Below are 22,896 nucleotides of genomic sequence, written 5' to 3'. Positions count from 1 at the left end.
CCTGAAGATATCGAGGGCATCGCGCGTTTTTTGTAACAGCGACGCATCCTTTCGTGGGCTCTTTCGTATTCACTGCAGGAGACCCACACATGACCAGCCTGACACTTTCTCAACGCACGCGCCAGGTGCCGCGGCAGTACCCGCGCGCTTTCTGTTCAACGCGGTACCTTGAAAGGCTTAACTTGAAAACGATGAATCGCAAATTCACTCGGTGGTTGGCCGCCACCTTGTTGGCTGCAGTGCCCCTGGCTGTGCAGGCCGTGGAGGTTCGTTTCCAACGTGTTGCTGACGGGGTCTATGCCCATGTCGGCGACAAAGGCGCCCGTTCCGTGGAGAACGAAGGCCTGAACGCCAACATCGGACTGGTGGTGACAAACTCCGGCGCCGCGCTTATCGACAGTGGAGCCACCTTTCAAAGCGCCCGGCAGATCCACGACGCTGTAAAAGCCGTGACGCAGCAGCCGCTGAAGTGGGTCTTCAACACCGGCGGGCAAGACCACCGCTGGCTGGGCAATGGCTACTTTGCGGCACAGGGCATTGAAATCATCGCGCACGCCCATGCCAAGGCCGACATGAACAACCGCGGTAACGACCACCTGCAGAGCCTAAAGGCCACGTTGGGTGCCAAGGCCGACGGCACCGTGCCCACGCTGCCCACGCGCTGGCTCAGTGGCAGCGACGAGCGGCTGGAACTCGGCGGTGTCGTCTTTGACTTCAAGCACCGCGGGGGCGCGCACACGCCGGGTGACACCATGGTTTGGCTACCGGGTAAAAACGTGTTGTTCACCGGCGACGTGGTCTACGTAGACCGCATGCTGGGTGTGCTGCCCGTTAGCCATACTCAGCGCTGGCTGGCCACCTTTGCCGTTGTCGAGCAGCTGAACCCGGCCGTGCTGGTGCCTGGTCACGGCAGCGTCACCAACGTGGCTACGGCCAAGGCCGACACCCAGGCCTATCTGATGGCCCTGCGCGCGCACATGAAAAAGGCGGTGGACGACGGCACTGACGCCAGCGCAGCGGTGAAGTCCTTCAACGCCGCACCTTTCACGCGATTGCTGAATGCCGCCGAGCTGATGCCCGGCAACGCCAGCAGGACTTACCTGGAACTGGAGCGCGAGTAATCGCTGAGCGTCAGCATGGGCGCAGACAAAGACCAGCAAGCGAACAGCATGTCCCCGGAGGATAGGAAATTCAAACGCCCTTTTTCCTCCCCTAAGGCCACCCCAGCCAAGGCGCTTAAACACCCACTGATGCGCTTCCTTGGGGCCGGCAGCGGCCTTCCTGAGGTAGCCTGACTGCCGTCGGCGTGGCCACACAGGGCCAGCCGGTCTTGGCACGCTACAACAGCCCCATGACGCCCTGGTTCATGCGTCGCAATGAAATCTGGCTGCTGCTGCGATGAGCCATGCGGCTGTCTCGGTCTGGATCAAAGCGTCCCCGGCACAGTGCTGTAGCTCACTTGGCCGGCTGGTACGGCAGTGACGAGTGGTGCAGCACGATGCGCAGCTGTCCCTTCTCGTCCTTCTTGAAGCCCCAGGTCTTGTCGACCACCGTGACCTTGCCCTGCTTGTCGGTCAGCATCACATGGCCCTGGGTCAGCGCCAGGTCACCATTGATGAATACGCCGGCATTCTTGAACTCGTATTTCTTCCAGCCCTTGAGGGCGAAGCCGGTGTCGTCGGGGTAGGTCTTGTCGTCGCCGACGAAGTAGGCCAGTGCACCGGCTCGGGTGGTGCGGAAGGTCTGCTGGCCGTGGGCCAGGGTGGGCTTGAACAGCACCACGCCCATGTTGTAGCCATAGGCGGCGTCGAGGACGGCGCCTGCCGTGGCCTTGGCCTTGCTCAGACCGCCGCTGGCGTGGTCTTCGCTGATCTGGATGAGGGCCTTGCCCCAGCCTTCCTGTGCGGACCGGACATCGGCTTCGGTGATGTTCGTGTTGACGACAGTGGGCGAGAAGGCCGCAGCCGTGCCAGACAGGGCGAGCAGGGCGGCTGCCAGCAGCGTGCGGCGCGGGGCAGGGGAGGAGGCGAGGACCGGGTGGCGGATGGACATGGAAGCTTCTCTTCAGCGAGTGGACACAGGCGAGAGTCTGCTGGGCATGCATGAAACCGCCGCTGCCGTTGCATGAACGGAACCCTTGCCCCAGATGACGAGAAGATGACGATCCTGTGTCGCCATGCCATGCCATGCCATGCCATGCCATGCCATGCCATGCCATGGCGCCTAGCCCGGTGCCTCCAGGCGGTAGCCCAGACCCCGCACGGTGTGGATGAGCGACGGCCCCTGTCCCTCGTCGATCTTGCTGCGCAAGCGGCGGATGTAGACATCGACCACGTTCGTCAGTGGGTCTTCATGCACCCCCCAGACATTGGCCAGGATGCGTTCGCGGCTGTAGAGCCGCCCCGGGGCGCTCATCAGCAACTCCAGCAGGGCCAGTTCCCGGGCGGTGAGGTCCAGCGCCTGGCCGGCGCGGGTCACGCGCATGGCGTCGAGGTCCGTGGCCATCTGCAGTCCTTCGGGGCCAGTGCGGGCGACCTGCACGCGGTGGCCCTCGGCGCGCAGGCCGCGCTCCAGAAAGTCGGCCACGCGCCGGTCGTCTTCAACGATGAGGATGTTCATGTGGAGGAGGAGGGCAGCGCTGCGGCATCACGGGCCCGCAGCGGCAGGCTCAGGCATGCCACCGTGCCGCCTTCGGGGTGGGGCTGCAGCTGCAGCTGGCCGCTGTGGGATTTGGTCAGGGTCTGGGCCAGTGGCAAGCCCAGACCGGTCCCGTCGGCCCGGTGCACCCGGGCCCGTGTGCCGCGGAAGTGGCGCTCGAAGAGGTGGGGCAGTTCCTCGAGTTGCAGGCCGATCCCGTGGTCGTGCACCTCCAGCTGCCAGCGTGTGCCGTCGTCGCTGCACCGGGTACGGATGTGCACCGCGCCGCCGCGGTGCGAATAGCGGATCGCGTTGTCGAGCAGCAGCATGATCAGCTGCCGCAGGCGTGCCGCATCCCCCAGCACGCAGAGCTGTTCCGGCAGCACATCCTGCACGTGCAGCGTCACCTGGCAGGAAGCCGCCAGCGGCTGGGCTTGCTGCAAGGCTTCCTGCAGGGGCGTCCGGATCGACACGGGACGCTGCTGGATGCTCAGCGCCTCGGCGTCGCTGCGGGCCATGGTCAGCAGGTCGTCGATGATCTGGCTGAGCTGGCTGGCGGTGTCGACGATGCGGCGCAGTGCGTCCTGGTACTCGGCCAAGGGCTTGTCGCGGCCCCTGAGCGCGATCTCGGCCTCCCCGCGGATCGCGGTGGTGGGGGTGCGCAATTCGTGGCTGATGTCGGCGAACAGCCTGCGCCGCGAGGCATCCACGGACTGCAGCGCCTGCAGGGCCTGCTGCAGTTCGGCCGTGCGGGTCTGCACCTGCTCCTCCAGGTCGTGGCGGACCTGTGCCTCCCGGGCCCGGTGCTGCTGCAGCTCCTGGGCCATGGCGTTCACGGTGCTCGCCAGGATGGCGAACTCGTCGTTCCGCTGGTCCGGGATGCGATGGTCCAGCTCGCCGCGCTGCAAGGCCTTGGCACCGGCGGCCAGCTCGTCCAGGGGCTGGCGCAATGCGCGGGCGAAGTGCATCGCGAGCACGGCGGCAGCGGCCGCGATCACCAGCGTGGCCCCCAGCGCGCCGGCCGCCAGCAGCGACAAGGAGCGGTCTGCCGCTGCCCGCTCGCGGTTCACGGCTTGCTGCTCCCGGGCAATCGTCTGGGCCAGCAGGCTGCGCAAGTCCCGGCCTTGCGAGGCATCGAATACCCGTGTCAGCTCGGCCCAGGCGACGGTGGGGTCGGCATCGCGGGGCATGGGCCGTGCGCTCGCCAGTGCCACGCGCAGCTCCTCCAGGCTGCGCCGCAGGATGTCCAGCGTCTCGCGCCGCTGTGCCAGATCGATGGCGGCGCGGTGGACGTCGTTGTCGAGTTCTGCGGCGAGCAGGGCATAGCCTTCCAGCCGCTCCAGTGTCATGAGCATGTCCAGCTGGTAGCGGTCGCGCAGCTGGCCATCGGCACCCGCCTGCAGCAAGACTTGCGAGGTCCAGCTCCGCAGGCGCTGCTTGGTGGCCGAGAGTTCCAGATAACCCTTCAGCAGGTCACTGACCACCCGGCCCCGCTGCACATGGCCGGTGGCCACGTCGATCGCCCACCAGGCCACGGCGCCCTGCAACATGAACGCCAGGGCCAGCACGCCCAGGGCCAGGGACAAGCGTCTGCGGTACATGGGGTTCGGTGCGTCAGGCGTTCAGGAGGTTGCAGGCATGCGGCACATGCGCCGCAGCGGAGCGCGGCACGGGTCTGCCTTCACCACATTCACCATGCGCCCACATTCGGCATCGACGCCCAAGGCTCCGCCACCGCCAGCGCCGCCCCATGCTGCAGCAGCTCGACCGAGATCCCGTCCGGCGAGCGCACGAACGCCATCCGCCCATCCCGCGGCGGCCGGTTGATCGTCACGCCGTGGTCCATCAGCCGCTGGCAGGTCGCGTAGATGTCGTCCACCGCATAGGCGAGGTGCCCGAAGTTGCGCCCGCCGGTGTAAGCCTCGGGATCCCAGTTGTGGGTGAGTTCGACCTGCGCCGTCTCGTTGCCCGGCGCGGCCAGGAAGATCAGCGTGAAGCGCCCCTGCGGCACGTCGCGGCGCGAGAGCACCTGCAAGCCCAGGGCGTCGCGGTAGAAATGGAGCGAGGCATCGACATCGGTGATGCGGACCATGGTGTGGAGGTAGTGCATGCGCGGCATTGTCCTGCCATGCCGTCGAGCCGGGCCGTACCTGATCAATCTCCCTGCCGGACCTCGGGTTCATGGGGTGAACCAGACGGCCAGGGACTGACAGAATATCCACGCCCATGCGCGGCAACCGATTTCAGCCTCTGGAGACTCTGCACGATGCAACGCCAACGTACCCATTTCTCGCCCGTCCTGCTTGCCACCGCCGCCGCTGCTGCGCTGCTGGCCGGCTGCTCGGGTTCAATGCCGTCGCTCCCGTCACTGAGCAAGCCGACCAGCAGCTTCACGCTGTCCAGCCCCGACATCGCCGGGGGCAGCACCATCGCCAACAAGCACGTGCTCAACGGCTTCGGCTGCAAGGGCGACAACGTCTCGCCGACGCTGGTGTGGGCCAATCCGCCGGCTGGCACCAAGTCCTACGCCATCCAGGTCTATGACCCGGACGCGCCGACGGGCAGCGGTTTCTGGCACTGGGGCGTCTACAACATCCCGGCCTCCGTCACGTCGCTGGCGCAAGGGACGGGCAATGCCGCCGCCAAGCTGCCGGCCGGCGCAAACGGTGGGCACAACGATTTCTTCGACACGGGCGCGACGGGCGGCAATGGCAACTGGGGCGGCCCGTGCCCGCCGGTGGGCGACAAGCCGCACCGCTACATCTTCACCGTCTATGCGCTGGCCGTGCCGGATCTGTATGCCGCCGCCGGCATTCCCAAGACGGGCTCCGCCGCGCTGCACGGCTTCGCGCTGAACAAGGGTCTGGGCGACAAGCTGCTGGGAACGGCCTCGTTCACGGCCACCTACGGCCGCTGAGCCCGTCCGCCACGCGGCCCGGTCAGGCTGCGGCGTCGATCCGGAACGCGCCCACGACCTGATTCAGCCGCTGTGACTGCTCCTGCAGTCCCTGCGCGGCGGCGGCGGACTGCTCCACCATCGCGGCGTTCTGCTGGGTCATCTGGTCCAGATGCACGACCGCCGAGTTCACGTCGGCGATACCGCCGGCCTGCTGCGTGCTGGCCACCGTGATGGCCTCGATGATCGCGGTGACGCGCTGCACCGAGGCTTCGATCTCGGTCATGGTCTTGCCGGCATCGGCGGCCAGGCGTGCGCCGGAGCTGACCTTGTCGACGCTGGTGGCGATCAGTGCCTTGATCTCGCGGGCTGCGCCGGCCGAGCGCTGTGCCAGGTTGCGCACCTCGCCTGCCACCACGGCGAATCCCCGACCCTGCTCGCCCGCACGGGCTGCTTCGACCGCAGCGTTCAGCGCCAGGATATTGGTCTGCAAGGCGATGTCGTCGATCACGCCGATGATGTCGGCGATCTTGCGGGAGGAGGCCTGGATCTCCTCCATCGTGGCGACGACGCTGGTCACGGCCGAGCCGCCGCGCACCGCAACAGCACCGGCCGTCGCCGCCAGCTCGCTCGCGTGGCGGGCCGCGTTGGCCGACTCGTACACGGTGGCGGTGAGTTCCTCCATGGAGGAGGCTGTCTGCTGCAGGTTGTCGGTGGTCTGCTCGGTGCGGGCGCTCAGCTGCAGGTTGCCGGCGGCGATCTCGTCGCTGGCGGATCGGATGTCCTCGGCCGAGCCGCGCACCTGACCGACCAGCGTGCGCAGCGCGTGCTGCATGTCGCGCAGCGAAGCCGACAGGTCGGAGGCCTCGTCTGCGCCCTTCACCGCAATGGGCTGGGTCAGGTCGCCCCGCGTGATGGCGCGCGCGATGTTCTGCGCTTCTTCGATCGGCTGCACGATGGAGCGCGCGTTCAGCCACGTCAGCGGTGCGAGCAGGGCGATGATCAGGCCGAGCGTGCCGAGGTAGAGCACGAGCGTCTGCTGCATGGCCGCGTCGAAGGCCTGCTGACCCTGTTCGGTGCGGGCGTCGACCTGCTGGCGCAGACCGGCAAGCTGCTGCTCGATCGCCCGGAGGTTCGTCTTGGCGCTGTCCATCGCCTTGTCGGCGTCGTGTGCGGTGTTGAAGCCGCCATCCTGCACCCGGTCGAGCACCACGGTTGCGTGCCGGATGTACTGGTCCAGGTGCACCATCGCCTCGCCGCAGCGTTGGGCCATGTCGGCCGATGCCTGGGTCTGCAAGGTGGTCAGCGATTGGTGGATGGCGTCCGCTGCGGCTTTCCAGGCCTCGCGCTCGCGGAGCACGGAAATGCCGTCCTCATAGTCGATGATGGCCTGTTTTTCATGCAGCGACAGCTGCCCCATGTGTTCTGCCACGACGCCGAGCAGGCGCACATCGCGCAATGCGTTCGTGGTCATGTGTTCATTGAGGGTCTGCAGGCGCTTGCCGGCGAAGATCCCGATGGCCCCCACGAACATGAACAGCACCACGACGAGTGCGATCGCCGCATTCATGCGGGTGCGGATGGTGAAGGTCCGGAGCAGTGGGATGAGCGGCATCTCCGGCCTATCGACAGGGCCGGGGGCGGGTTGAGTCTGGATGCAAAAAAGCCACTCCTCGGAGTGGCTTTTTCATGCGCGACCGGCTTGCCCGGCCCGCCCGGCGGACTGGCTTACTTCAGCAGCGCCTTGAGCAGCTTGGCCATCTCGGAGGGGTTGCGCGTGACGGTGAAGCCACACTCTTCCATGATGGCGAGCTTGGCGTCCGCCGTGTCGGCACCACCGGAGATCAGCGCACCGGCGTGGCCCATGCGCTTGCCGGCCGGCGCGGTCACGCCGGCGATGAAGCCCACGATCGGCTTGGTCATGTTCGCCTTGCACCACATCGCCGCTTCGGCTTCATCGGGTCCGCCGATCTCGCCGATCATGATGACCGCATCCGTGTCCGGGTCGTCGTTGAACGCCCGCATGATGTCGATGTGCTTCAGCCCGTTGATCGGGTCGCCGCCGATGCCGACTGCGCTCGACTGACCCAGACCGATCTCGGTCAGCTGCGCCACGGCTTCGTACGTCAGCGTGCCCGAACGCGACACCACGCCGATGCGGCCCTTGCGGTGGATGTGACCCGGCATGATGCCGATCTTGATCTCTTCCGGCGTGATCAGGCCCGGGCAGTTCGGGCCCAGCAGCAGCGTCTTCTTGCCGCCGGCCGCTTCCTTGGCCTTCATCTTGTTGCGCACTTCCAGCATGTCCCGCACGGGGATGCCTTCGGTGATGCAGATCGCCAGATCCAGGTCGGCTTCCACCGCTTCCCAGATCGCCGCGGCCGCGCCCGCCGGCGGCACGTAGATCACGCTGACGGTGGCGCCTTGCTGCTGCGCGGCTTCCTTCACGCTGGCGTAGATGGGGATGTCCGAGAACTTCTCGCCCGCCTTCTTCGGGTTCACGCCCGCGACGAAGGCGTTCTTGCCGTTCGCATACGCCTGGCAGCCCAGCGTGTGGAACTGGCCCGTCTTGCCCGTGATGCCCTGGGTGATGACGCGGGTGTCCTTGTTGATCAGGATGCTCATGTCTGTGTTCCTTGTGCTGCTGGGCTTACTTGACGGCTGCGACGATCGACGTCGCGGCTTCGGCCATCGTGTCGGCCGCGATGATCGGCAGGCCCGACTCGGCCAGCATCTTCTTGCCCAGATCCTCGTTCGTGCCCTTCATGCGCACCACCAGCGGCACCGACAGGTTCACCGCCTTGCACGCCACGATCACGCCCTCGGCGATGGTGTCGCACTTCATGATGCCGCCGAAGATGTTCACCAGGATGCCCTTGACCTCCGGGTTCTTCAGCATGATCTTGAACGCCTCGGTCACCTTCTCGGCCGTGGCGCCACCGCCCACGTCCAGGAAGTTCGCCGGCTCGCCGCCGAACAGCTTGATGGTGTCCATCGTCGCCATCGCCAGACCGGCACCGTTCACCAGGCAGCCGATGTTGCCGTCCAGGCTGATGTAGGCCAGATCGAACTTCGAGGCTTCCACTTCCGCGGGATCCTCTTCGTCCAGGTCGCGGTAGGCCACGATCTCCGGGTGACGGAACAGCGCGTTCGCGTCGAAGTTGAACTTCGCGTCCAGCGCGATCAGGTTGCCCTTGCCGTCGCGGTTCAGCGGGTTGATCTCGACCAGCGAGGCGTCCGTGTCCATGTAGCAGCGGTACAGGTTCTGGAACAGACCCACGGCCTGCGCCATCGACACGTCTTCCAGACCGATCGCGCGGGCGATCTTCTCGGCCTGCTCGGCGCCCAGACCCGTCAGCGGGTCGATCACCTCGGTGATGATCTTCTCGGGCGTCGAATGCGCGACTTCCTCGATGTCCATGCCGCCTTCCGACGAGGCGATGAACGCGACCTTCTGCGACTGGCGGTCGGTCACCAGCGAGACGTAGAACTCCTTCTGGATGTCCGCGCCGTCCTCGATGTACAGCCGGCGCACCTTCTGGCCTTCCGGGCCGGTTTGGTGCGTCACGAGCTGCATGCCCAGGATCTGCTCGGCCAGACGGCGCACGTCGTCCAGGCTCTTGGCCACCTTCACGCCGCCGCCCTTGCCGCGGCCACCCGCGTGGATCTGCGCCTTCACGACCCACACCGGGCCGCCCAGCTTCTGTGCGGCTTCCACCGCCTCCTGCACCGTGAACGCCGGGTAGCCGCGCGGCACCGGCACGTCGAACTGGCGCAGGACTTCCTTGCCTTGGTATTCGTGGATCTTCATCGGGGTTTGCTCCTCGGAATGGCGGAGAGTTTCGGGGTGTTGAAACTGGGGGACTGGGGGTGCGGAGTGTGACGCGCGGGCGCACTCTGCGACTTCAAACTGACCTCAAGCTGAGACATGTCACACGAGTCGCACGAAGGATGTGCCGTGGCGTGTCTCAGCCTGCAGCAGCGGCGAGGCCGCTGTCGAAATGCGCACGCATGAGCCGGGTCGCCAGGGCGCCGTCGCGGCGCTCCAGCGCATCCATCAGCGCGCGGTGTTCGGTGAGCGATTCTTCCGGGCGGCCTTGCTTGAACAGTGAATGGTGGCGGTTGAGCTTCATGACCTTGCGCAGGTCGGCCACGATCTGCTGGCGCCAGCGGTTGCCCGCGATCGTCAGCAACTGGATGTGGAAGGCCTCGTTGGTGGCGAAGAAGAACTCGCGCTGGTGCACCTCCCGCTCCAGGCGGTCGTGCAGCGCACGCAACTGGGCCAGGTCTTCAGGCGAGGCGTTGCGGGCGACTTCACCGGCGGCGTCGCTCTCCAGCAGCGCAAGCAGGTGGTAGACCTGACGCACATCGTCGGTGGACATCTCGGTGACGTAGGCGCCACGGCGCACCTTCATCGTCACCAGTCCCTCGACGGCCAGCACCTTCAGCGCCTCGCGCAGCGGCGTGCGGCTGATGCCGAGTTCGGCGGTGAGCTTCTGCTCGTCGATCCAGCTCCCGGGCTCCAGCTCGCGGTTGAAGATCTGTTCGCGCAGGCGCTCGGCCACATCCTGGTAGAGGGCGCGCGGGGCCAAGGCCGTGTCGAGGGCGGGTATGTTCACAGCAGGGGGCGGGCGAAGGGTGGCGGGGCTGGGCGGAAGCTGTGCAGTGTAGGGGTGTCAGAGCAACGTCAACATTGAATTCATAATTATGCATCATGTATCATGAGCGAACCAGCGCCAGGAACACAACATGTCGAACAGCACCTCGAACAACCCCGAATTCCAGCCCGCTTCGCTCGCCCAGTGGACCAAGGCCGCCGCCAAGTCCGCCCCCGGGGGGCAGGTCGATGCCCTGAACTGGGTCACGCCGGACGGCATCACCGTCAAGCCGCTCTACACCGCCGAGGATGTGCAGGGCCTGCAGCACACCAACACGCTGCCCGGCTTCGAGCCCTTCCTGCGCGGTCCGCAGGCCACGATGTACGCGGTGCGCCCGTGGACCATCCGCCAGTACGCCGGCTTCTCGACCGCCGAGGAATCGAACGCCTTCTACCGCAAGGCGCTGGCCGCCGGCGGGCAGGGTGTTTCGGTCGCCTTCGACCTGGCCACGCACCGCGGCTATGACTCCGACCACCCGCGCGTGACGGGCGACGTCGGCAAGGCCGGCGTGGCGATCGACTCGGTCGAGGACATGAAGATCCTCTTCAACGAGATCCCGCTCGACAAGGTCTCGGTCTCGATGACCATGAACGGCGCGGTGCTGCCGGTGCTGGCGGGCTATGTCGTCGCGGCCGAAGAGCAGGGCGTCTCGCAGGACAAGCTCTCGGGGACCATCCAGAACGACATCCTCAAGGAGTTCATGGTCCGCAACACCTACATCTACGGCCCCGAGCCGTCGATGAAGATCATCGGCGACATCATCGAGTACACGGCGGCCCACATGCCGAAGTTCAACTCGATCTCGATCTCCGGCTACCACATGCAGGAAGCCGGCGCGAACCAGGCGCTGGAACTCGCCTTCACGCTCGCCGACGGCAAGGAATACGTCAAGACCGCCATCGCCAAGGGCATGGACGTGGACGCCTTCGCTGGCCGCCTGTCGTTCTTCTGGGCGATCGGCATGAACTTCTATCTGGAGATCGCCAAGATGCGCGCCGCGCGTCTGCTGTGGTGCCGGATCATGAAGGGCTTCGACGCCAAGAACCCCAAGAGCTTGATGCTGCGCACGCACTGCCAGACCTCGGGCTGGTCGCTGACCGAGCAGGATCCCTACAACAACATCGTGCGCACGACGGTCGAGGCGATGGCCGCGGTCTTCGGCGGCACGCAGTCGCTGCACACCAACGCGCTCGACGAGGCCATCGCGCTGCCGACCGCGTTCTCCTCGCGCATTGCCCGCAACACGCAGCTCATCATCCAGGAAGAGACCCACATCACCAGCGTGGTCGATCCGTGGGCCGGCTCCTACATGATGGAGTCGCTGACGCAGGAGATGGTCGACAAGGCCTGGGCCATCATCGAGGAAGTCGAGGCGATGGGTGGCATGACCAAGGCGGTGGACTCCGGCTGGGCCAAGCTGAAGATCGAGGCGAGTGCCGCCGAGAAGCAGGCGCGCATCGACTCCGGCAAGGACGTGATCGTCGGCGTCAACAAGTACAAGCTGGCCAAGGAAGACCCGATCGACATCCTCGACGTGGACAACGTCAAGGTGCGCGAAGGCCAGGTCGCCCGGCTGCAGCAGATCCGCGCCACCCGCGACACGGCGGCGGTGCAGGCTGCGCTGGCCGCGCTGACGGAGGCTGCGAAGTCCGGTCAGGGGAACCTGCTCGACCTGTCGATCCAGGCGGTGCGCCTGCGTGCCACGGTGGGCGAGATCAGCGATGCGCTCGAAACCGTCTACGGCCGCCACCGCGCCGACATCCAGAAGGTCACCGGCGTCTACGCCGCGGCCTACGACTCGGCCGAGGGCTGGGAAAAGCTGCAGACCGAGATCGCCGCGTTCGCCGAGACCTACGGCCGCCGCCCCCGCGTGATGATCGCCAAGCTCGGCCAGGACGGGCACGACCGCGGCGCCAAGGTCGTGGCCACCGCCTACGCCGACCTCGGCTTCGACGTGGACATGGGCCCGCTGTTCCAGACGCCGGAAGAGTGCGCGCGGCAGGCGATCGAGAACGACGTGCACGCTGTGGGGGTCTCGACGCTGGCGGCCGGTCACAAGACGCTGGTGCCGGCCATCATCGCCGAGCTGAAGAAGCAGGGCGCCGACGACATCATCGTGTTCGTCGGCGGGGTGATTCCGCAACAGGATTACGATGTTCTGTTCGAAGCGGGCGTGAAGGGGATCTACGGTCCCGGCACGCCCATTCCGGCCTCGGCCAAGGATGTTCTGGAGCAGATACGCGCCCATGTGTCCGCGGCCTGAGGTACCCCCTCAGACACCTCGGTGACCATGAACGCTCCTTCTACTGCACAGCCACGATTCCAACTCACCCCCGCGGGGGAAGGCGATTTCGAAGCCTTGCTGGCGTTGCGGATGGCAGCGATGCGGGAGAGCCTGACCCGGCTGGGGCATTTTGATCCGCAACGGGCGCGCGAGCGCCTGAGCCGAGGCTTCAATCCGGCGCACACCCGGCACATCCTGCGGGACGATGAGCTGGTGGGGTTCGTGGTGGTGATTCCCCGGCCGCGCGACCTGCTGCTGGACCACCTCTACATCCACCCCAGCGCGCAGGGCGAGGGCATTGGCAGCTGGGTGATGCGGCAGGTGCTGGCGGAGGCCGATGTGCAGGCCATGCCGATGTCGGTCACGGCCCTGAAACACACCGACGCGACCCGTTTCTACCAGCGCCACGGTTTCATCCTTGAAGCCGAAGGCGAATGGGATCTCTACTTCCGCCGCCCGGCGCATCCGCCGAGCGACACCGACTGACGATGAAGGCCCTGACCGGCCACGAGCGGCAATGACTGAAGACTTTTCCCACCTGCCGGCTGCCGAGCAGGCGCTGGCCGCGGGCATCGTCGGCGACCAGCCCACCGTGCAGCGGCGCGCGATGGCCAAGGCCATCACGCTGCTGGAATCGACCCGGCCGGACCACCGCCTGCGCGCCGATGCGCTGCTGAACGCATTGCTGCCGCACACCGGTCGCGCCTTCCGACTGGGCATCTCGGGCGTGCCGGGCGTGGGCAAGTCCACCTTCATCGAGGCCCTCGGCCTGTACCTGATCGGCCGGGGGCACCGCGTGGCGGTGCTGGCCGTCGATCCGTCGTCGAGCGTGTCGGGTGGCTCGATCCTCGGCGACAAGACGCGCATGGAGCAGCTCTCCGTGCAGCCGAACGCCTACATCCGCCCGAGCCCCTCGTCGGGCACGCTGGGCGGCGTGGCCGAGAAGACCCGCGAGGCGATGCTGGTCGCCGAGGCCGCGGGCTACGACGTGGTCATCATCGAGACGGTCGGCGTCGGCCAGAGCGAGACGGCGGTGTCAGGCATGACGGACATGTTCTGCCTGCTGCAGCTGCCCAATGCGGGCGACGACCTGCAGGCGATCAAGAAGGGCGTGATGGAGCTGGCCGACCTGGTGGTCATCAACAAGGCCGACATCGACCCGAACGCCGCCACCCGTGCCCGCGCCCAGATCACCAGCGCGCTGCGCCTGCTGGGTATGCACCAGTACCACGGCGGCGGCCACGATCCGCACCACGGCCACGGCGGCGACCTGCTGTGGCAGCCGCAGGTCATCCAGCTCAGCGCGCTCAAGGTCACGGGCCTGGACGACTTCTGGACCGCTGTCACGCGCTTTCGCGAACTGCAGACCGCCAGCGGCCGGCTCGACCAGCGCCGCCAGCAGCAGAGCCTGTCGTGGATGTGGGAGCGCATCGAGGCCGGGCTGCGCGCGCGCTTCCGTGCCCACCCGGACGTGCGCGGCCACCTCGCTGACACCACTGAACAGGTTCGCGAAGGCCGCCTTGCCGCGTCGGTGGCGGCGCGCCGCCTGCTCGACCTGCTGAACTGACCTGACCTGACCTGACCTGCCTCTTTCCTTCCCGATTTCCGACCTGATCACCGAGGAGATGCTCCATGCATGACATCCAACAGATGCTCGAAGCCAAGCGCGCGAAGGCCCGCCTCGGCGGTGGGCAAAAGCGCATCGACGCCCAGCACGCCAAGGGCAAGCTGACCGCCCGCGAGCGGCTTGAACTCCTGTTCGACGAAGGCACCTTCGAAGAATGGGACATGTTCGTCGAGCACCGCTGCGCCGACTTCGGCATGGCCGACAACAAGATCCCCGGTGACGGCGTCGTGATCGGCTACGGCATGATCAACGGCCGCCTGGCCTTCTCGTTCAGCCAGGACTTCACCGTCTTCGGCGGTGCGCTGTCGGAGGCCCATGCCGAGAAGATCTGCAAGGTGATGGACCAGGCGATGAAGGTCGGCGCCCCGGTGATCGGCCTGAACGACTCGGGTGGTGCGCGCATCCAGGAAGGTGTCGCCTCGCTCGGCGGTTACGCGGAAGTGTTCCAGCGCAACGTGATGGCCTCGGGTGTGGTGCCGCAGATCTCGATGATCATGGGCCCGTGCGCGGGCGGCGCGGTGTATTCGCCCTCGATGACCGACTTCATCTTCATGGTGAAGGACTCGTCCTACATGTTCGTCACCGGCCCCGAAGTCGTGAAGACCGTGACGCACGAGGAAGTCACCGCCGAGGAGCTGGGCGGCGCGATCACGCACACGACCAAGAGCGGTGTGGCCGACGTGGCCTTCGACAACGATGTGGAAGCGCTGCTGATGCTGCGCCGCTTCTTCAACTACCTGCCGCTGAACAACAAGGAAAAGCCGCCGGTGCGCCCGAGCGGTGACCCGGGCACGCGCCTGGACCACTCGCTCGACACGCTGGTACCGGAGAACCCGAACAAGCCCTACGACATGAAGGAGCTGATCCTGAAGGTCGTCGACGACGGCGACTTCTTCGAGATCCAGCCCGACTACGCCAAGAACATCGTCATCGGCTTCGCCCGCATGGAAGGCCAGACGATCGGCATCGTGGCCAACAACCCGCAGGTGCTGGCCGGCTGCCTGGACATCAAGTCCTCGATCAAGGCGGCGCGCTTCGTGCGCTTCTGCGATGCGTTCAACATCCCCGTGGTCACCTTCGTCGACGTGCCCGGCTTCATGCCCGGCACCTCGCAGGAGTGGAGCGGCATCATCAAGCACGGCGCCAAGCTGCTGTATGCGTATGCCGAATGCACCGTGCCGAAGGTCACCGTCATCACCCGCAAGGCCTACGGCGGCGCCTATGACGTGATGTCGTCCAAGCACCTGCGCGGCGACGTGAACTTCTCGTGGCCGAACGCCGAGATCGCCGTGATGGGCGCCAAGGGCGCCGTCGAGATCATCTTCCGCGAGGACAAGGGCGATCCCGAGAAACTCGCCGCCAAGGAAGCCGAATACAAGGCCCGCTTCGCCAACCCGTTTGTCGCCGGCGCGCGCGGCTTCATCGACGACGTCATCCAGCCGCACGAGACCCGCAAGCGCATCTGCCGCTCGCTGGTGATGCTCAAGGACAAGAAGCTCGACAACCCGTGGCGCAAGCACGGGAACATCCCGCTGTGATGGGCCGGCAAGGAGAAAACAACATGTTCACCAAGATCCTGATCGCCAACCGCGGCGAAATCGCCTGCCGTGTCATCAAGACCGCCCAGAAGATGGGCATCAAGACGGTCGCTGTCTATTCCGAGGCCGACAAGGAAGCGCGCCACGTCGAGCTGGCCGACGAGGCCGTGCTGCTCGGCCCGGCGCCGTCGCGCGAGTCCTACCTCGTCGCCGACAAGATCATCGCCGCGTGCAAGGCCACCGGCGCGCAGGCCGTCCACCCTGGCTACGGCTTCCTGTCCGAGAACGCCGCGTTCGCGCAGCGGCTCGAAGAGGAGGGCATCGCCTTCATCGGCCCGAAGCACTATTCCATCGCGGCGATGGGCGACAAGATCGCCTCGAAGAAGCTGGCGCTGGAAGCCCAGGTCAACACCATCCCTGGCTACAACAACGCCATCGACACGCCCGAGCAGGCGGTCGAGATCGCCAAGGGCATCGGCTACCCGGTGATGATCAAGGCCTCGGCCGGCGGCGGCGGCAAGGGTCTGCGCGTGGCGTTCAACGACAAGGAAGCGTTCGAAGGCTTCTCGTCGTGCCGCAACGAAGCGCGCAACAGCTTCGGCGACGACCGCGTCTTCATCGAGAAGTACGTGCTGGAGCCGCGCCACATCGAGATCCAGGTGCTTGGCGACAGCTTTGGCAACGTGCTGTACCTGAACGAGCGCGAGTGCTCGATCCAGCGCCGCCACCAGAAGGTCATCGAGGAAGCGCCGAGCCCCTTCATCAGTGATGCCACCCGCAAGGCCATGGGCGAGCAGGCTGTCGCACTCGCCAAGGCGGTGAACTACCAGTCGGCTGGCACGGTCGAGTTCGTCGTCGGCAAGGACCAGGACTTCTACTTCCTGGAGATGAACACCCGCCTGCAGGTCGAGCACCCGGTCACCGAGTGCATCACCGGGCTGGACCTGGTCGAGCAGATGATCCGCGTCGCCGCGGGCGAGAAGCTCGCGTTCACCCAGGCCGACGTGAAGCGCGAAGGCTGGGCGATCGAGTGCCGCATCAACGCGGAAGACCCGTTCCGCAGCTTCCTGCCCTCGACGGGTCGCCTGGTGCGCTATGCACCGCCGGCCGCCGATCTGGTGCAGGGCACCGAGACGCTGCAAGGCCCCGCCTACGAGAAGGGCCACTTCGGCGGCGTGCGCGTGGACACCGGCGTCTACGAGGGCGGCGAGATCCCGATGTTCTACGACTCGATGATCGCCAAGCTGATCGTCCACGGGCGTGACCGCACCGAGGCAATCGCCAAGATGCGCGAGGCCCTCAACGGCTTCGTGATCCGCGGCATCAGCTCGAACATCCCCTTCCAGGCCGCGCTGCTGGCGCACCCGAAGTTCGTCACCGGCGAGTTCAACACCGGCTTCATCGCCGAGCACTACAGCCACGGCTTCAAGGCCGAGGACGTGCCGCACGACGACCCGCTGTTCCTCGTGGCGCTGGCCGCCTTCGTGCGCCGCAAGGCGCGCGAGCGCGCGGCCGGCATCAGCGGCCAGTTGCCCGGTCACGGTGTCAACAAGGACGCGCCGGATCTGGTGGTCGCCGTGCTGGGTGCCGAAGGCCAGCACGTCTACCACGACGTCAAGGTCAGCGGCTACGACAGCGCGCTCGGCACCGCCAACGTGCTGCTGGGCGACAAGATCTACGCGATCCGCAGCCACACCAAGCTGGGTGACCTGCTGATGACCGGCGTCTGCAATGGCCTGCCGTTCACCGCCCAGGTCGAGCGCAGCGCCAACAAGAACCCGCTGGCCATCCGCGTCGCCCACAACGGCACGCAGATCGACGCGCTGGTGCTGAACCCGCGTGCGGCGCAGCTGATGAAGCTGATGCCCTACAAGGCGCCGCCCGACACCAGCAAGTCGCTGCTGTCGCCGATGCCGGGGCTGCTGGCCGATGTGTCGGTGGCGGTTGGCCAGAAGGTGCAGGCAGGCGAGAAGCTGGCGGTCATCGAGGCGATGAAGATGGAGAACATCCTCGTCGCCGCGCAGGACTGCGTCGTCGCCGAGATCCTCGCGAAGAAGGGCGAGAGCCTGAGCGTGGACCAGCCGATCCTGCGGTTCGAGTGAACGTGGCCTGAAGTTACCCGAACTTGAATTTGGGTGATAAGCTGAAATCGTCGTATTGAAGGAGTTTTGTATGACAACCGTCAGTGTGTCACCCAAATTTCAGGTGGTCATCCCCAAGGATGTCCGCCGGGCATTGAATCTGAAGGCCGGACAGCGTGTCGACATCCGGGTTGTGGGCGGGCAGGCGGTTCTGGAGCCGCAGGTGGACATTCGCAGCCTGCGCGGCTTCTTGCCGGGCCTCTCGACCGATGTGCCCAATGATCCCGAAGGGGCCTGCTGGCCCGGCGGATGTGATCCTGCCCCTGGACCCTTCTGGCCTGCACCGTGAACGTCGTCGATTCCTGTGGCTGGCTGGAATATTTCAGCGGGGGTGTCAACGCATCCTTTTTCGAGCCCATCCTGCATGACACGGACCATTTGATCGTGCCTGCGCTGACGCTGTTCGAGGTCTGCCGCCGCGTCCTCACGATGCGCGGTGAAGAGGCCGCTCGTGTGGTGTACGGCGCCATGACGGTGCCGCAGGTGGTCAGCCTGTCACCGGCTGATCATTTCGCGGCAGCACAGGCCGCCAGGCGCTGGAAGCTCGCGATGGCCGACGCCCTCATCTGGCAAACCGCGCAGGCCCACGGCGCTGCGCTCTACACCCAGGACGTGGACCTGCAGGGCCTGCCCGGCGTGGTCTATCGCCCCAAGCTTTCATCATCACCATGACGACCCCCAAACCCTTCAAGATCCTCGGCCTCCAGCAGATCGCCATCGGCGGCCCCGACAAGCAGCGGCTCAAGAACCTCTGGGTCGATGTCTTCGGCCTGTCGGTCAAGAGCACCTTCGTCAGCGAGCGCGAGAACGTGGACGAGGACATCTGCGCCCTCGGCGACGGTCCGACCGCGATCGAGGTGGACCTGATGCAGCCGCTGGACATCGACAAGAAGCCCGCCGTGCACGCCACGCCGCTGAACCACGTTGGCCTGTGGGTCGATGACCTGCCCAAGGCGGTCGAGTGGATGTCGGCCAACGGCGTGCGCTTCGCGCCGGGCGGCATCCGCAAGGGTGCGGCCGGCTTCGACATCTGCTTCATCCACCCCAAGGGCAATGACGAGTTCCCGGTGGGCGGGGAGGGGGTGTTGATCGAGCTGGTGCAGGCGCCGGCTGAGGTGATCGCCGCACTCGGCTGAGCCACCGGACCGAACGACTGACCGACCCAGCAGCCCGGGATTCGCTTTTGACGCGAAACCTGGGCTGTTCTGTTTGAAGAGAGCGTTCAGAACCCTTCTGGACGCAGGACTGACAGGCGCCTGTCAGTCCGGTGATTTTGAATTATGAATTCGCTGAACTTGCCGCACTGAGGTCGCACCGACCGCCCGCCCAGGAGACAGAACATGACCCACTACGCCGACTTTCACCGCCGCTCCATCGAAGACCGCGAGGGTTTCTGGGGCGAGCAGGCCTCCCTGATCGACTGGCACAAGCCGTTCGACCAGGTCTGCGATTACAGCAACCCCCCGTTTGCCAAGTGGTTCGCCGGCGGCGAGACCAACCTGTGCCACAACGCGGTCGATCGCCATCTGGCGACCCGCGCCGACCAGAACGCGCTGATCTTCGTCTCGACCGAGACCAACACCGAGAAGGCCTACAGCTTCAGCGAACTGCACGCCGAAGTGCAGCGCATGGCCGCGATCTACCAAGCGCAGGGCGTCAAGAAGGGCGACCGCGTCCTGATCTACATGCCGATGATTGCCGAGGCGGCGTTTGCGATGCTGGCCTGCGTGCGCATCGGCGCGATCCACTCGGTGGTGTTCGGCGGCTTCGCCAGCCACTCGCTGGCCAGCCGCATCGACGACGCCCAGCCGACCCTCATCGTCAGCGCCGACGCCGGCATGCGCGGCGGCAAGTCGGTGCCCTACAAGCACCTGCTCGACGAGGCGATCAACCTCTCGACCCACAAGCCCGCCAAGGTGCTGATGGTCAACCGCGGTCTGGCCGACTACGCCCGGGTCGACGGCCGTGACGTCGACTACGCCGAACAGCGCGCGCAGCAGATGGACACCGTGGTGCCGTGCGTGTGGGTGGAGTCGACCCATCCGTCGTACATCCTCTACACCTCCGGCACCACCGGCAAGCCCAAGGGCGTGCAGCGCGACACCGCCGGCTACACCGTGGCGCTGGCCGCCTCGATGAAGCACATCTACATGGGCAACCCGGGCGAGACGTACTTCAGCACCTCGGACATCGGTTGGGTCGTCGGCCACAGCTACATCATCTACGGCCCGCTGATCAACGGCATGGCCACGATCATGTACGAAGGCCTGCCGACCCGTCCGGACGCCGGCATCTGGTGGAGCCTGGTCGAGAAGTACAAGGTCACCGTGATGTTCTCGGCGCCGACCGCCGCGCGCGTCCTGAAGAAGCAGGATCCTGCCTACCTGAGCAAGTACGACCTGAGCAGCCTGAAGGCGCTGTTCCTGGCCGGCGAGCCGCTCGACGAGCCGACGGCCACCTGGATCGGCGGCGCGCTGAACAAGCCCATCATCGACAACTACTGGCAGACCGAGACCGGCTGGCCGATCATGGCCATCTGCAACGGCGTCGAGCCGGCCCCGACCAAGTTCGGCTCGCCCGGCAAGGCGGTCTACGGCTACGACGTGCAGCTGATCGACGAGACCACCGGCGAGGAAATCACCGAGCCGAACAAGAAGGGCGTCATCGCCGTCAACGGCCCGCTGCCCCCGGGCTGCCTGCAGACCGTCTGGGGCGACGACAAGCGCTACGTCAGCACCTACTGGACCAGCATCCACAACAAGGTGATGTACTCCACCTTCGACTGGGGCGTGAAGGACGCGGACGGCTACTTCTTCATCCTCGGCCGCACCGATGACGTGATCAACGTCGCCGGCCACCGCCTGGGCACCCGCGAGATCGAGGAAAGCATCTCCAGCCACGCCAACGTCGCCGAAGTGGCCGTGGTGGGCGTGGCCGACCAGCTCAAGGGGCAGGTCGCGGTGGCGTTTGCCGTGCTGAAGGATCCGAGCAAGGTGGTGGACGCGGCCGACGCCAAGGCGCTGGAAGCCGAGATCATGAAGGTGGTGGACAACCAGCTCGGCGCGGTGGCGCGTCCGGCCTCGGTGCGCTTCGTCACCGTGCTGCCCAAGACCCGCTCGGGCAAGGTGCTGCGCCGCGCGATCCAGGCCGTCTGCGAAGGCCGCGATGCCGGCGACCTGACGACGATGGAAGACCCGGCGGCGCTCATGCAGATCAAGGATCTGGTCACCGGCTGACCGCGTCTCGACTTTTCCGGAATTGCCGCCTCCGCGCGGTGATTCGGGACACCAGCCCCGCCCATTCGAGCGGGGCTTTTTTTCGTCTGAAGGTCAGCGACTCTTCAGAATAGCAAGAAAAGGAAATCACGAAAAGTTACATAATGATTTGAAAATCGCCTCAAGACAGCCCTGAAGGAAGGAACTGGTCATGCCCCGCATCCACATCATTGCCGGCCCGCCGGGCGCAGGAAAGACCACCTTCGCCAAGGAATATCTGCCGCAGGAAGGTGCCTGCAAGAACTTCATCGACGCGGACCTCATCGCCAATGGCCTGTCGCCGTTCGCGCCGGAGCGCATGGCGATGCGCGCCAGCAAGCTGATGCAGATGACCATCCAGGACATGCTGCGGCTGCGCGAGACCTTCGGTTTCGAGACCTCGCTGCGCAGCCGCGACTACGCCAGCCACATCCCCGACTGGCGCAACAAGGGCTATGTGGTGCAGCTGGTGTTCCTGTCGCTGCCGAGCTGGGAGGTGGCGCAGCACCGGGTCAATGAACGCACGCGCCAGGGTGGGCTGCGCATGGGCAAGGACGTGGTGCAGCGCCGGTTCGAGACGGGGCTGCACAACTTCCACACGGTCTACAAGGATCTGGTGGATCTGTGGGTGCACTTCGACAATGCGGGCCCGGTCCCGAAGCTGGTGGACTGGAGCGGCGCATGAACACGGGCACGAACAGCGGCCCCTTGACGCAGGTCTACCTCGCGCCCGAGGTGCTGGGCGCCTACGCGGCGCTGAAGCGCTCGGCCGAGATCGCCCGGCAGATGGCCTTCCTGACCGGCACCGACGTGATCGTCGTCAAGGAGGGCCGGATCCAGCGCGAATCCGGCACCGAGAGCCACGACCTGCGCACCGAACGGCCGACCAGCAACGTGCATCCGCTGACCCGGTCGCCGCGCTGAGGCGGCTTCAGCGCGGCAGCGCGTCGCGCAGGCATTGCACCTGGCGTGCGATCGGGCTGGGCAGCGCGACCTGACCGGCCAGCACGGCGCGGAGGTGGGCCGCGGTGGTGCCAGCGTCGATCGCGTCGGGCAGCACGGGCAGTTCGACCAGCACCCCTTCCTGCGGCGCCACCGAACAGGTTGCATCGAGCACACCCGCCCGGTAGACATCGAGCCGCGGCTGCCGGCGCGCATCCGCCACCGGCTCGCCCTCCGTGCCACGCATCAGCACCGCGTCGGCGCCACTGCCCTGCAGGTACTGCGACAGGCTCACCGCGTATTCCGGGTGCGTGTGGTTGACGACCCGCAGCGCGCCCGGCACGGCGGGCAGCAGCTTGGCGACCGTGTGTCCGCTGTTGCGCAGGCCGAGCACGCGGCGCAGCGCCAGCAGTGCCGCCAGCGGCCGGTTCAGCGTGTCGATGGCCATGAACACCGGCGCGCCGCGCGCCCACTGCGCCGCGGCCTGGGTGGCATCGGCGACGGGCGGCAGGCCGAGCGCGGTGAAGATTGCCGCGCTGGTCACCCGCCCCGGATCGTCGACCGGGCCGTGGACCAGCACCGGCACGCCTTCGCGCGCCAGCAGCAGCGCCAGCAGCGGCGTGAAGTTCGGCAGCTTGCGCGCGCCGTTGTACGACGGCAGCAGCACGGCCGGCGAGGGCGCGACCAGCGGCAGCGTGTGCGCCATGGCGGCCTCGACAAACGCCGAGAGTTCGTCCGCCGACTCGCCCTTGATGCGCATCGCCAGCGCGAAGCCGCCGAGTTCGAGGTCGCTGACGCGGCCGTCGAGGATGCGTGTCATCAGGTCGAGCGCCTGGGTGCGGTCGAGCGCGCGGGCGCCGTCCTTGCCGCGGCCGATGGTCTTGAGGTAGGGGGCGATGGTCATGGGGGAATTGTCGTC

23 protein-coding genes are annotated in these 22,896 nt (G+C 66.4%); 14 read left to right on the top strand and 9 right to left on the bottom strand.

Annotated features, from left to right (window positions below):
- Nucleotides 1–89 precede the first annotated feature (89 nt).
- Together U5O44_RS08775 and U5O44_RS23030 are read left to right on the top strand one after the other, a co-directional pair.
- Entirely contained in the window at nucleotides 90–1,121 is a 1,032-nt protein-coding gene (locus U5O44_RS08775) for an MBL fold metallo-hydrolase (RefSeq protein ID WP_322588050.1), read from the top strand.
- A gap of 185 nt (nucleotides 1,122–1,306) precedes the next feature.
- Nucleotides 1,307–1,402: a heme-binding protein gene (locus tag U5O44_RS23030; RefSeq protein ID WP_416222144.1), complete on the top strand. Its 96-nt coding sequence runs from the start codon at nucleotides 1,307–1,309 to the stop codon at nucleotides 1,400–1,402.
- 53 nt (nucleotides 1,403–1,455) lie between these two features.
- Here the strand turns inward: U5O44_RS23030 and U5O44_RS08770 are convergent, their stop codons facing one another.
- The 4 genes from U5O44_RS08770 to U5O44_RS08755 all read right to left on the bottom strand — a co-directional run bounded on the left by U5O44_RS08770 (nucleotide 1,456) and on the right by U5O44_RS08755 (nucleotide 4,747).
- A complete protein-coding gene (locus U5O44_RS08770; RefSeq protein ID WP_322588049.1) occupies nucleotides 1,456–2,052 on the bottom strand; it encodes a hypothetical protein in 597 nt (198 codons plus the stop codon).
- A gap of 171 nt (nucleotides 2,053–2,223) precedes the next feature.
- Entirely contained in the window at nucleotides 2,224–2,619 is a 396-nt protein-coding gene (locus tag U5O44_RS08765) for a response regulator transcription factor (protein ID WP_322588048.1), read from the bottom strand.
- The gene (locus U5O44_RS08760; protein WP_322588047.1) at nucleotides 2,616–4,238 is read right to left on the bottom strand and encodes a sensor histidine kinase; all 1,623 of its coding nucleotides are present in this window, start codon (nucleotides 4,236–4,238) and stop codon (nucleotides 2,616–2,618) included. The genes U5O44_RS08765 and U5O44_RS08760 overlap by 4 nt, the downstream gene beginning before the upstream one ends.
- An 89-nt stretch (nucleotides 4,239–4,327) precedes the next feature.
- The gene (locus U5O44_RS08755) at nucleotides 4,328–4,747 is read right to left on the bottom strand and encodes a VOC family protein (protein ID WP_322588046.1); all 420 of its coding nucleotides are present in this window, start codon (nucleotides 4,745–4,747) and stop codon (nucleotides 4,328–4,330) included.
- A 156-nt stretch (nucleotides 4,748–4,903) separates the two neighbouring features.
- On the opposite strand from U5O44_RS08755, the gene U5O44_RS08750 reads away from it, so the two are divergent.
- On the top strand, nucleotides 4,904–5,554 hold the full coding sequence (locus tag U5O44_RS08750; RefSeq protein WP_322588045.1) for a YbhB/YbcL family Raf kinase inhibitor-like protein: 651 nt from the start codon (nucleotides 4,904–4,906) through the stop codon (nucleotides 5,552–5,554).
- A gap of 22 nt (nucleotides 5,555–5,576) precedes the next feature.
- On the opposite strand, the gene U5O44_RS08745 is transcribed toward U5O44_RS08750, so the two are convergent.
- The 4 genes from U5O44_RS08745 to U5O44_RS08730 form a co-directional block, all read right to left on the bottom strand.
- Entirely contained in the window at nucleotides 5,577–7,148 is a 1,572-nt protein-coding gene (locus U5O44_RS08745; protein WP_322588044.1) for a methyl-accepting chemotaxis protein, read from the bottom strand.
- 113 nt (nucleotides 7,149–7,261) lie between these two features.
- On the bottom strand, nucleotides 7,262–8,158 hold the full coding sequence (gene sucD / locus U5O44_RS08740; protein WP_322588043.1) for a succinate--CoA ligase subunit alpha: 897 nt from the start codon (nucleotides 8,156–8,158) through the stop codon (nucleotides 7,262–7,264).
- A gap of 25 nt (nucleotides 8,159–8,183) precedes the next feature.
- On the bottom strand, nucleotides 8,184–9,344 hold the full coding sequence (sucC, locus tag U5O44_RS08735) for an ADP-forming succinate--CoA ligase subunit beta (RefSeq protein WP_322588042.1): 1,161 nt from the start codon (nucleotides 9,342–9,344) through the stop codon (nucleotides 8,184–8,186).
- Nucleotides 9,345–9,501: 157 nt separating this feature from the next.
- A complete protein-coding gene (locus tag U5O44_RS08730; RefSeq protein ID WP_322588041.1) occupies nucleotides 9,502–10,152 on the bottom strand; it encodes a GntR family transcriptional regulator in 651 nt (216 codons plus the stop codon).
- Between the two features lie 130 nt (nucleotides 10,153–10,282).
- Here U5O44_RS08730 and scpA point away from each other — a divergent pair, with 130 nt between their 5' ends.
- From scpA to U5O44_RS08675, 11 genes are all read left to right on the top strand, one after another.
- Nucleotides 10,283–12,454 (top strand): methylmalonyl-CoA mutase, encoded by a 2,172-nt coding sequence (gene scpA / locus U5O44_RS08725; RefSeq protein WP_322588040.1) that lies wholly within the window; start codon nucleotides 10,283–10,285, stop codon nucleotides 12,452–12,454.
- A gap of 27 nt (nucleotides 12,455–12,481) precedes the next feature.
- Entirely contained in the window at nucleotides 12,482–12,961 is a 480-nt protein-coding gene (locus U5O44_RS08720; protein ID WP_322588039.1) for a GNAT family N-acetyltransferase, read from the top strand.
- 31 nt (nucleotides 12,962–12,992) lie between these two features.
- A complete protein-coding gene (gene meaB / locus U5O44_RS08715; protein ID WP_322588038.1) occupies nucleotides 12,993–14,042 on the top strand; it encodes a methylmalonyl Co-A mutase-associated GTPase MeaB in 1,050 nt (349 codons plus the stop codon).
- A 65-nt stretch (nucleotides 14,043–14,107) separates the two neighbouring features.
- A complete protein-coding gene (locus U5O44_RS08710; RefSeq protein WP_322588037.1) occupies nucleotides 14,108–15,640 on the top strand; it encodes an acyl-CoA carboxylase subunit beta in 1,533 nt (510 codons plus the stop codon).
- A 23-nt stretch (nucleotides 15,641–15,663) separates the two neighbouring features.
- Nucleotides 15,664–17,742 (top strand): acetyl/propionyl/methylcrotonyl-CoA carboxylase subunit alpha, encoded by a 2,079-nt coding sequence (locus U5O44_RS08705; protein WP_322588036.1) that lies wholly within the window; start codon nucleotides 15,664–15,666, stop codon nucleotides 17,740–17,742.
- Between the two features lie 70 nt (nucleotides 17,743–17,812).
- A complete protein-coding gene (locus U5O44_RS08700) occupies nucleotides 17,813–18,070 on the top strand; it encodes an AbrB/MazE/SpoVT family DNA-binding domain-containing protein (RefSeq protein WP_322588035.1) in 258 nt (85 codons plus the stop codon).
- Nucleotides 18,067–18,453 (top strand): type II toxin-antitoxin system VapC family toxin, encoded by a 387-nt coding sequence (locus tag U5O44_RS08695; protein ID WP_322588034.1) that lies wholly within the window; start codon nucleotides 18,067–18,069, stop codon nucleotides 18,451–18,453. Before U5O44_RS08700 ends, U5O44_RS08695 begins: the two co-directional genes overlap by 4 nt.
- Complete coding sequence (locus tag U5O44_RS08690) at nucleotides 18,450–18,917, top strand: VOC family protein (protein ID WP_322588033.1); 468 nt, start codon at nucleotides 18,450–18,452, stop codon at nucleotides 18,915–18,917. Before U5O44_RS08695 ends, U5O44_RS08690 begins: the two co-directional genes overlap by 4 nt.
- Nucleotides 18,918–19,121: 204 nt before the next feature.
- The gene (locus U5O44_RS08685) at nucleotides 19,122–21,017 is read left to right on the top strand and encodes a propionate--CoA ligase (protein ID WP_322588032.1); all 1,896 of its coding nucleotides are present in this window, start codon (nucleotides 19,122–19,124) and stop codon (nucleotides 21,015–21,017) included.
- Between the two features lie 190 nt (nucleotides 21,018–21,207).
- Complete coding sequence (locus U5O44_RS08680) at nucleotides 21,208–21,720, top strand: ATPase (protein WP_322588031.1); 513 nt, start codon at nucleotides 21,208–21,210, stop codon at nucleotides 21,718–21,720.
- On the top strand, nucleotides 21,717–21,959 hold the full coding sequence (locus tag U5O44_RS08675; protein WP_322588030.1) for a hypothetical protein: 243 nt from the start codon (nucleotides 21,717–21,719) through the stop codon (nucleotides 21,957–21,959). Before U5O44_RS08680 ends, U5O44_RS08675 begins: the two co-directional genes overlap by 4 nt.
- A gap of 7 nt (nucleotides 21,960–21,966) precedes the next feature.
- Here U5O44_RS08675 and ybiB read toward each other — a convergent pair whose 3' ends face one another.
- Nucleotides 21,967–22,881 (bottom strand): DNA-binding protein YbiB, encoded by a 915-nt coding sequence (gene ybiB / locus U5O44_RS08670; protein ID WP_322588029.1) that lies wholly within the window; start codon nucleotides 22,879–22,881, stop codon nucleotides 21,967–21,969.
- Between the last annotated feature and the right edge of the window lie 15 nt (nucleotides 22,882–22,896).

The organism is Sphaerotilus sp., from assembly GCF_034519685.1.
Classification (GTDB): Bacteria; Pseudomonadota; Gammaproteobacteria; order Burkholderiales; family Burkholderiaceae_C; genus Sphaerotilus.
This window is presented reverse-complemented; position numbering and strand designations above follow the sequence as displayed.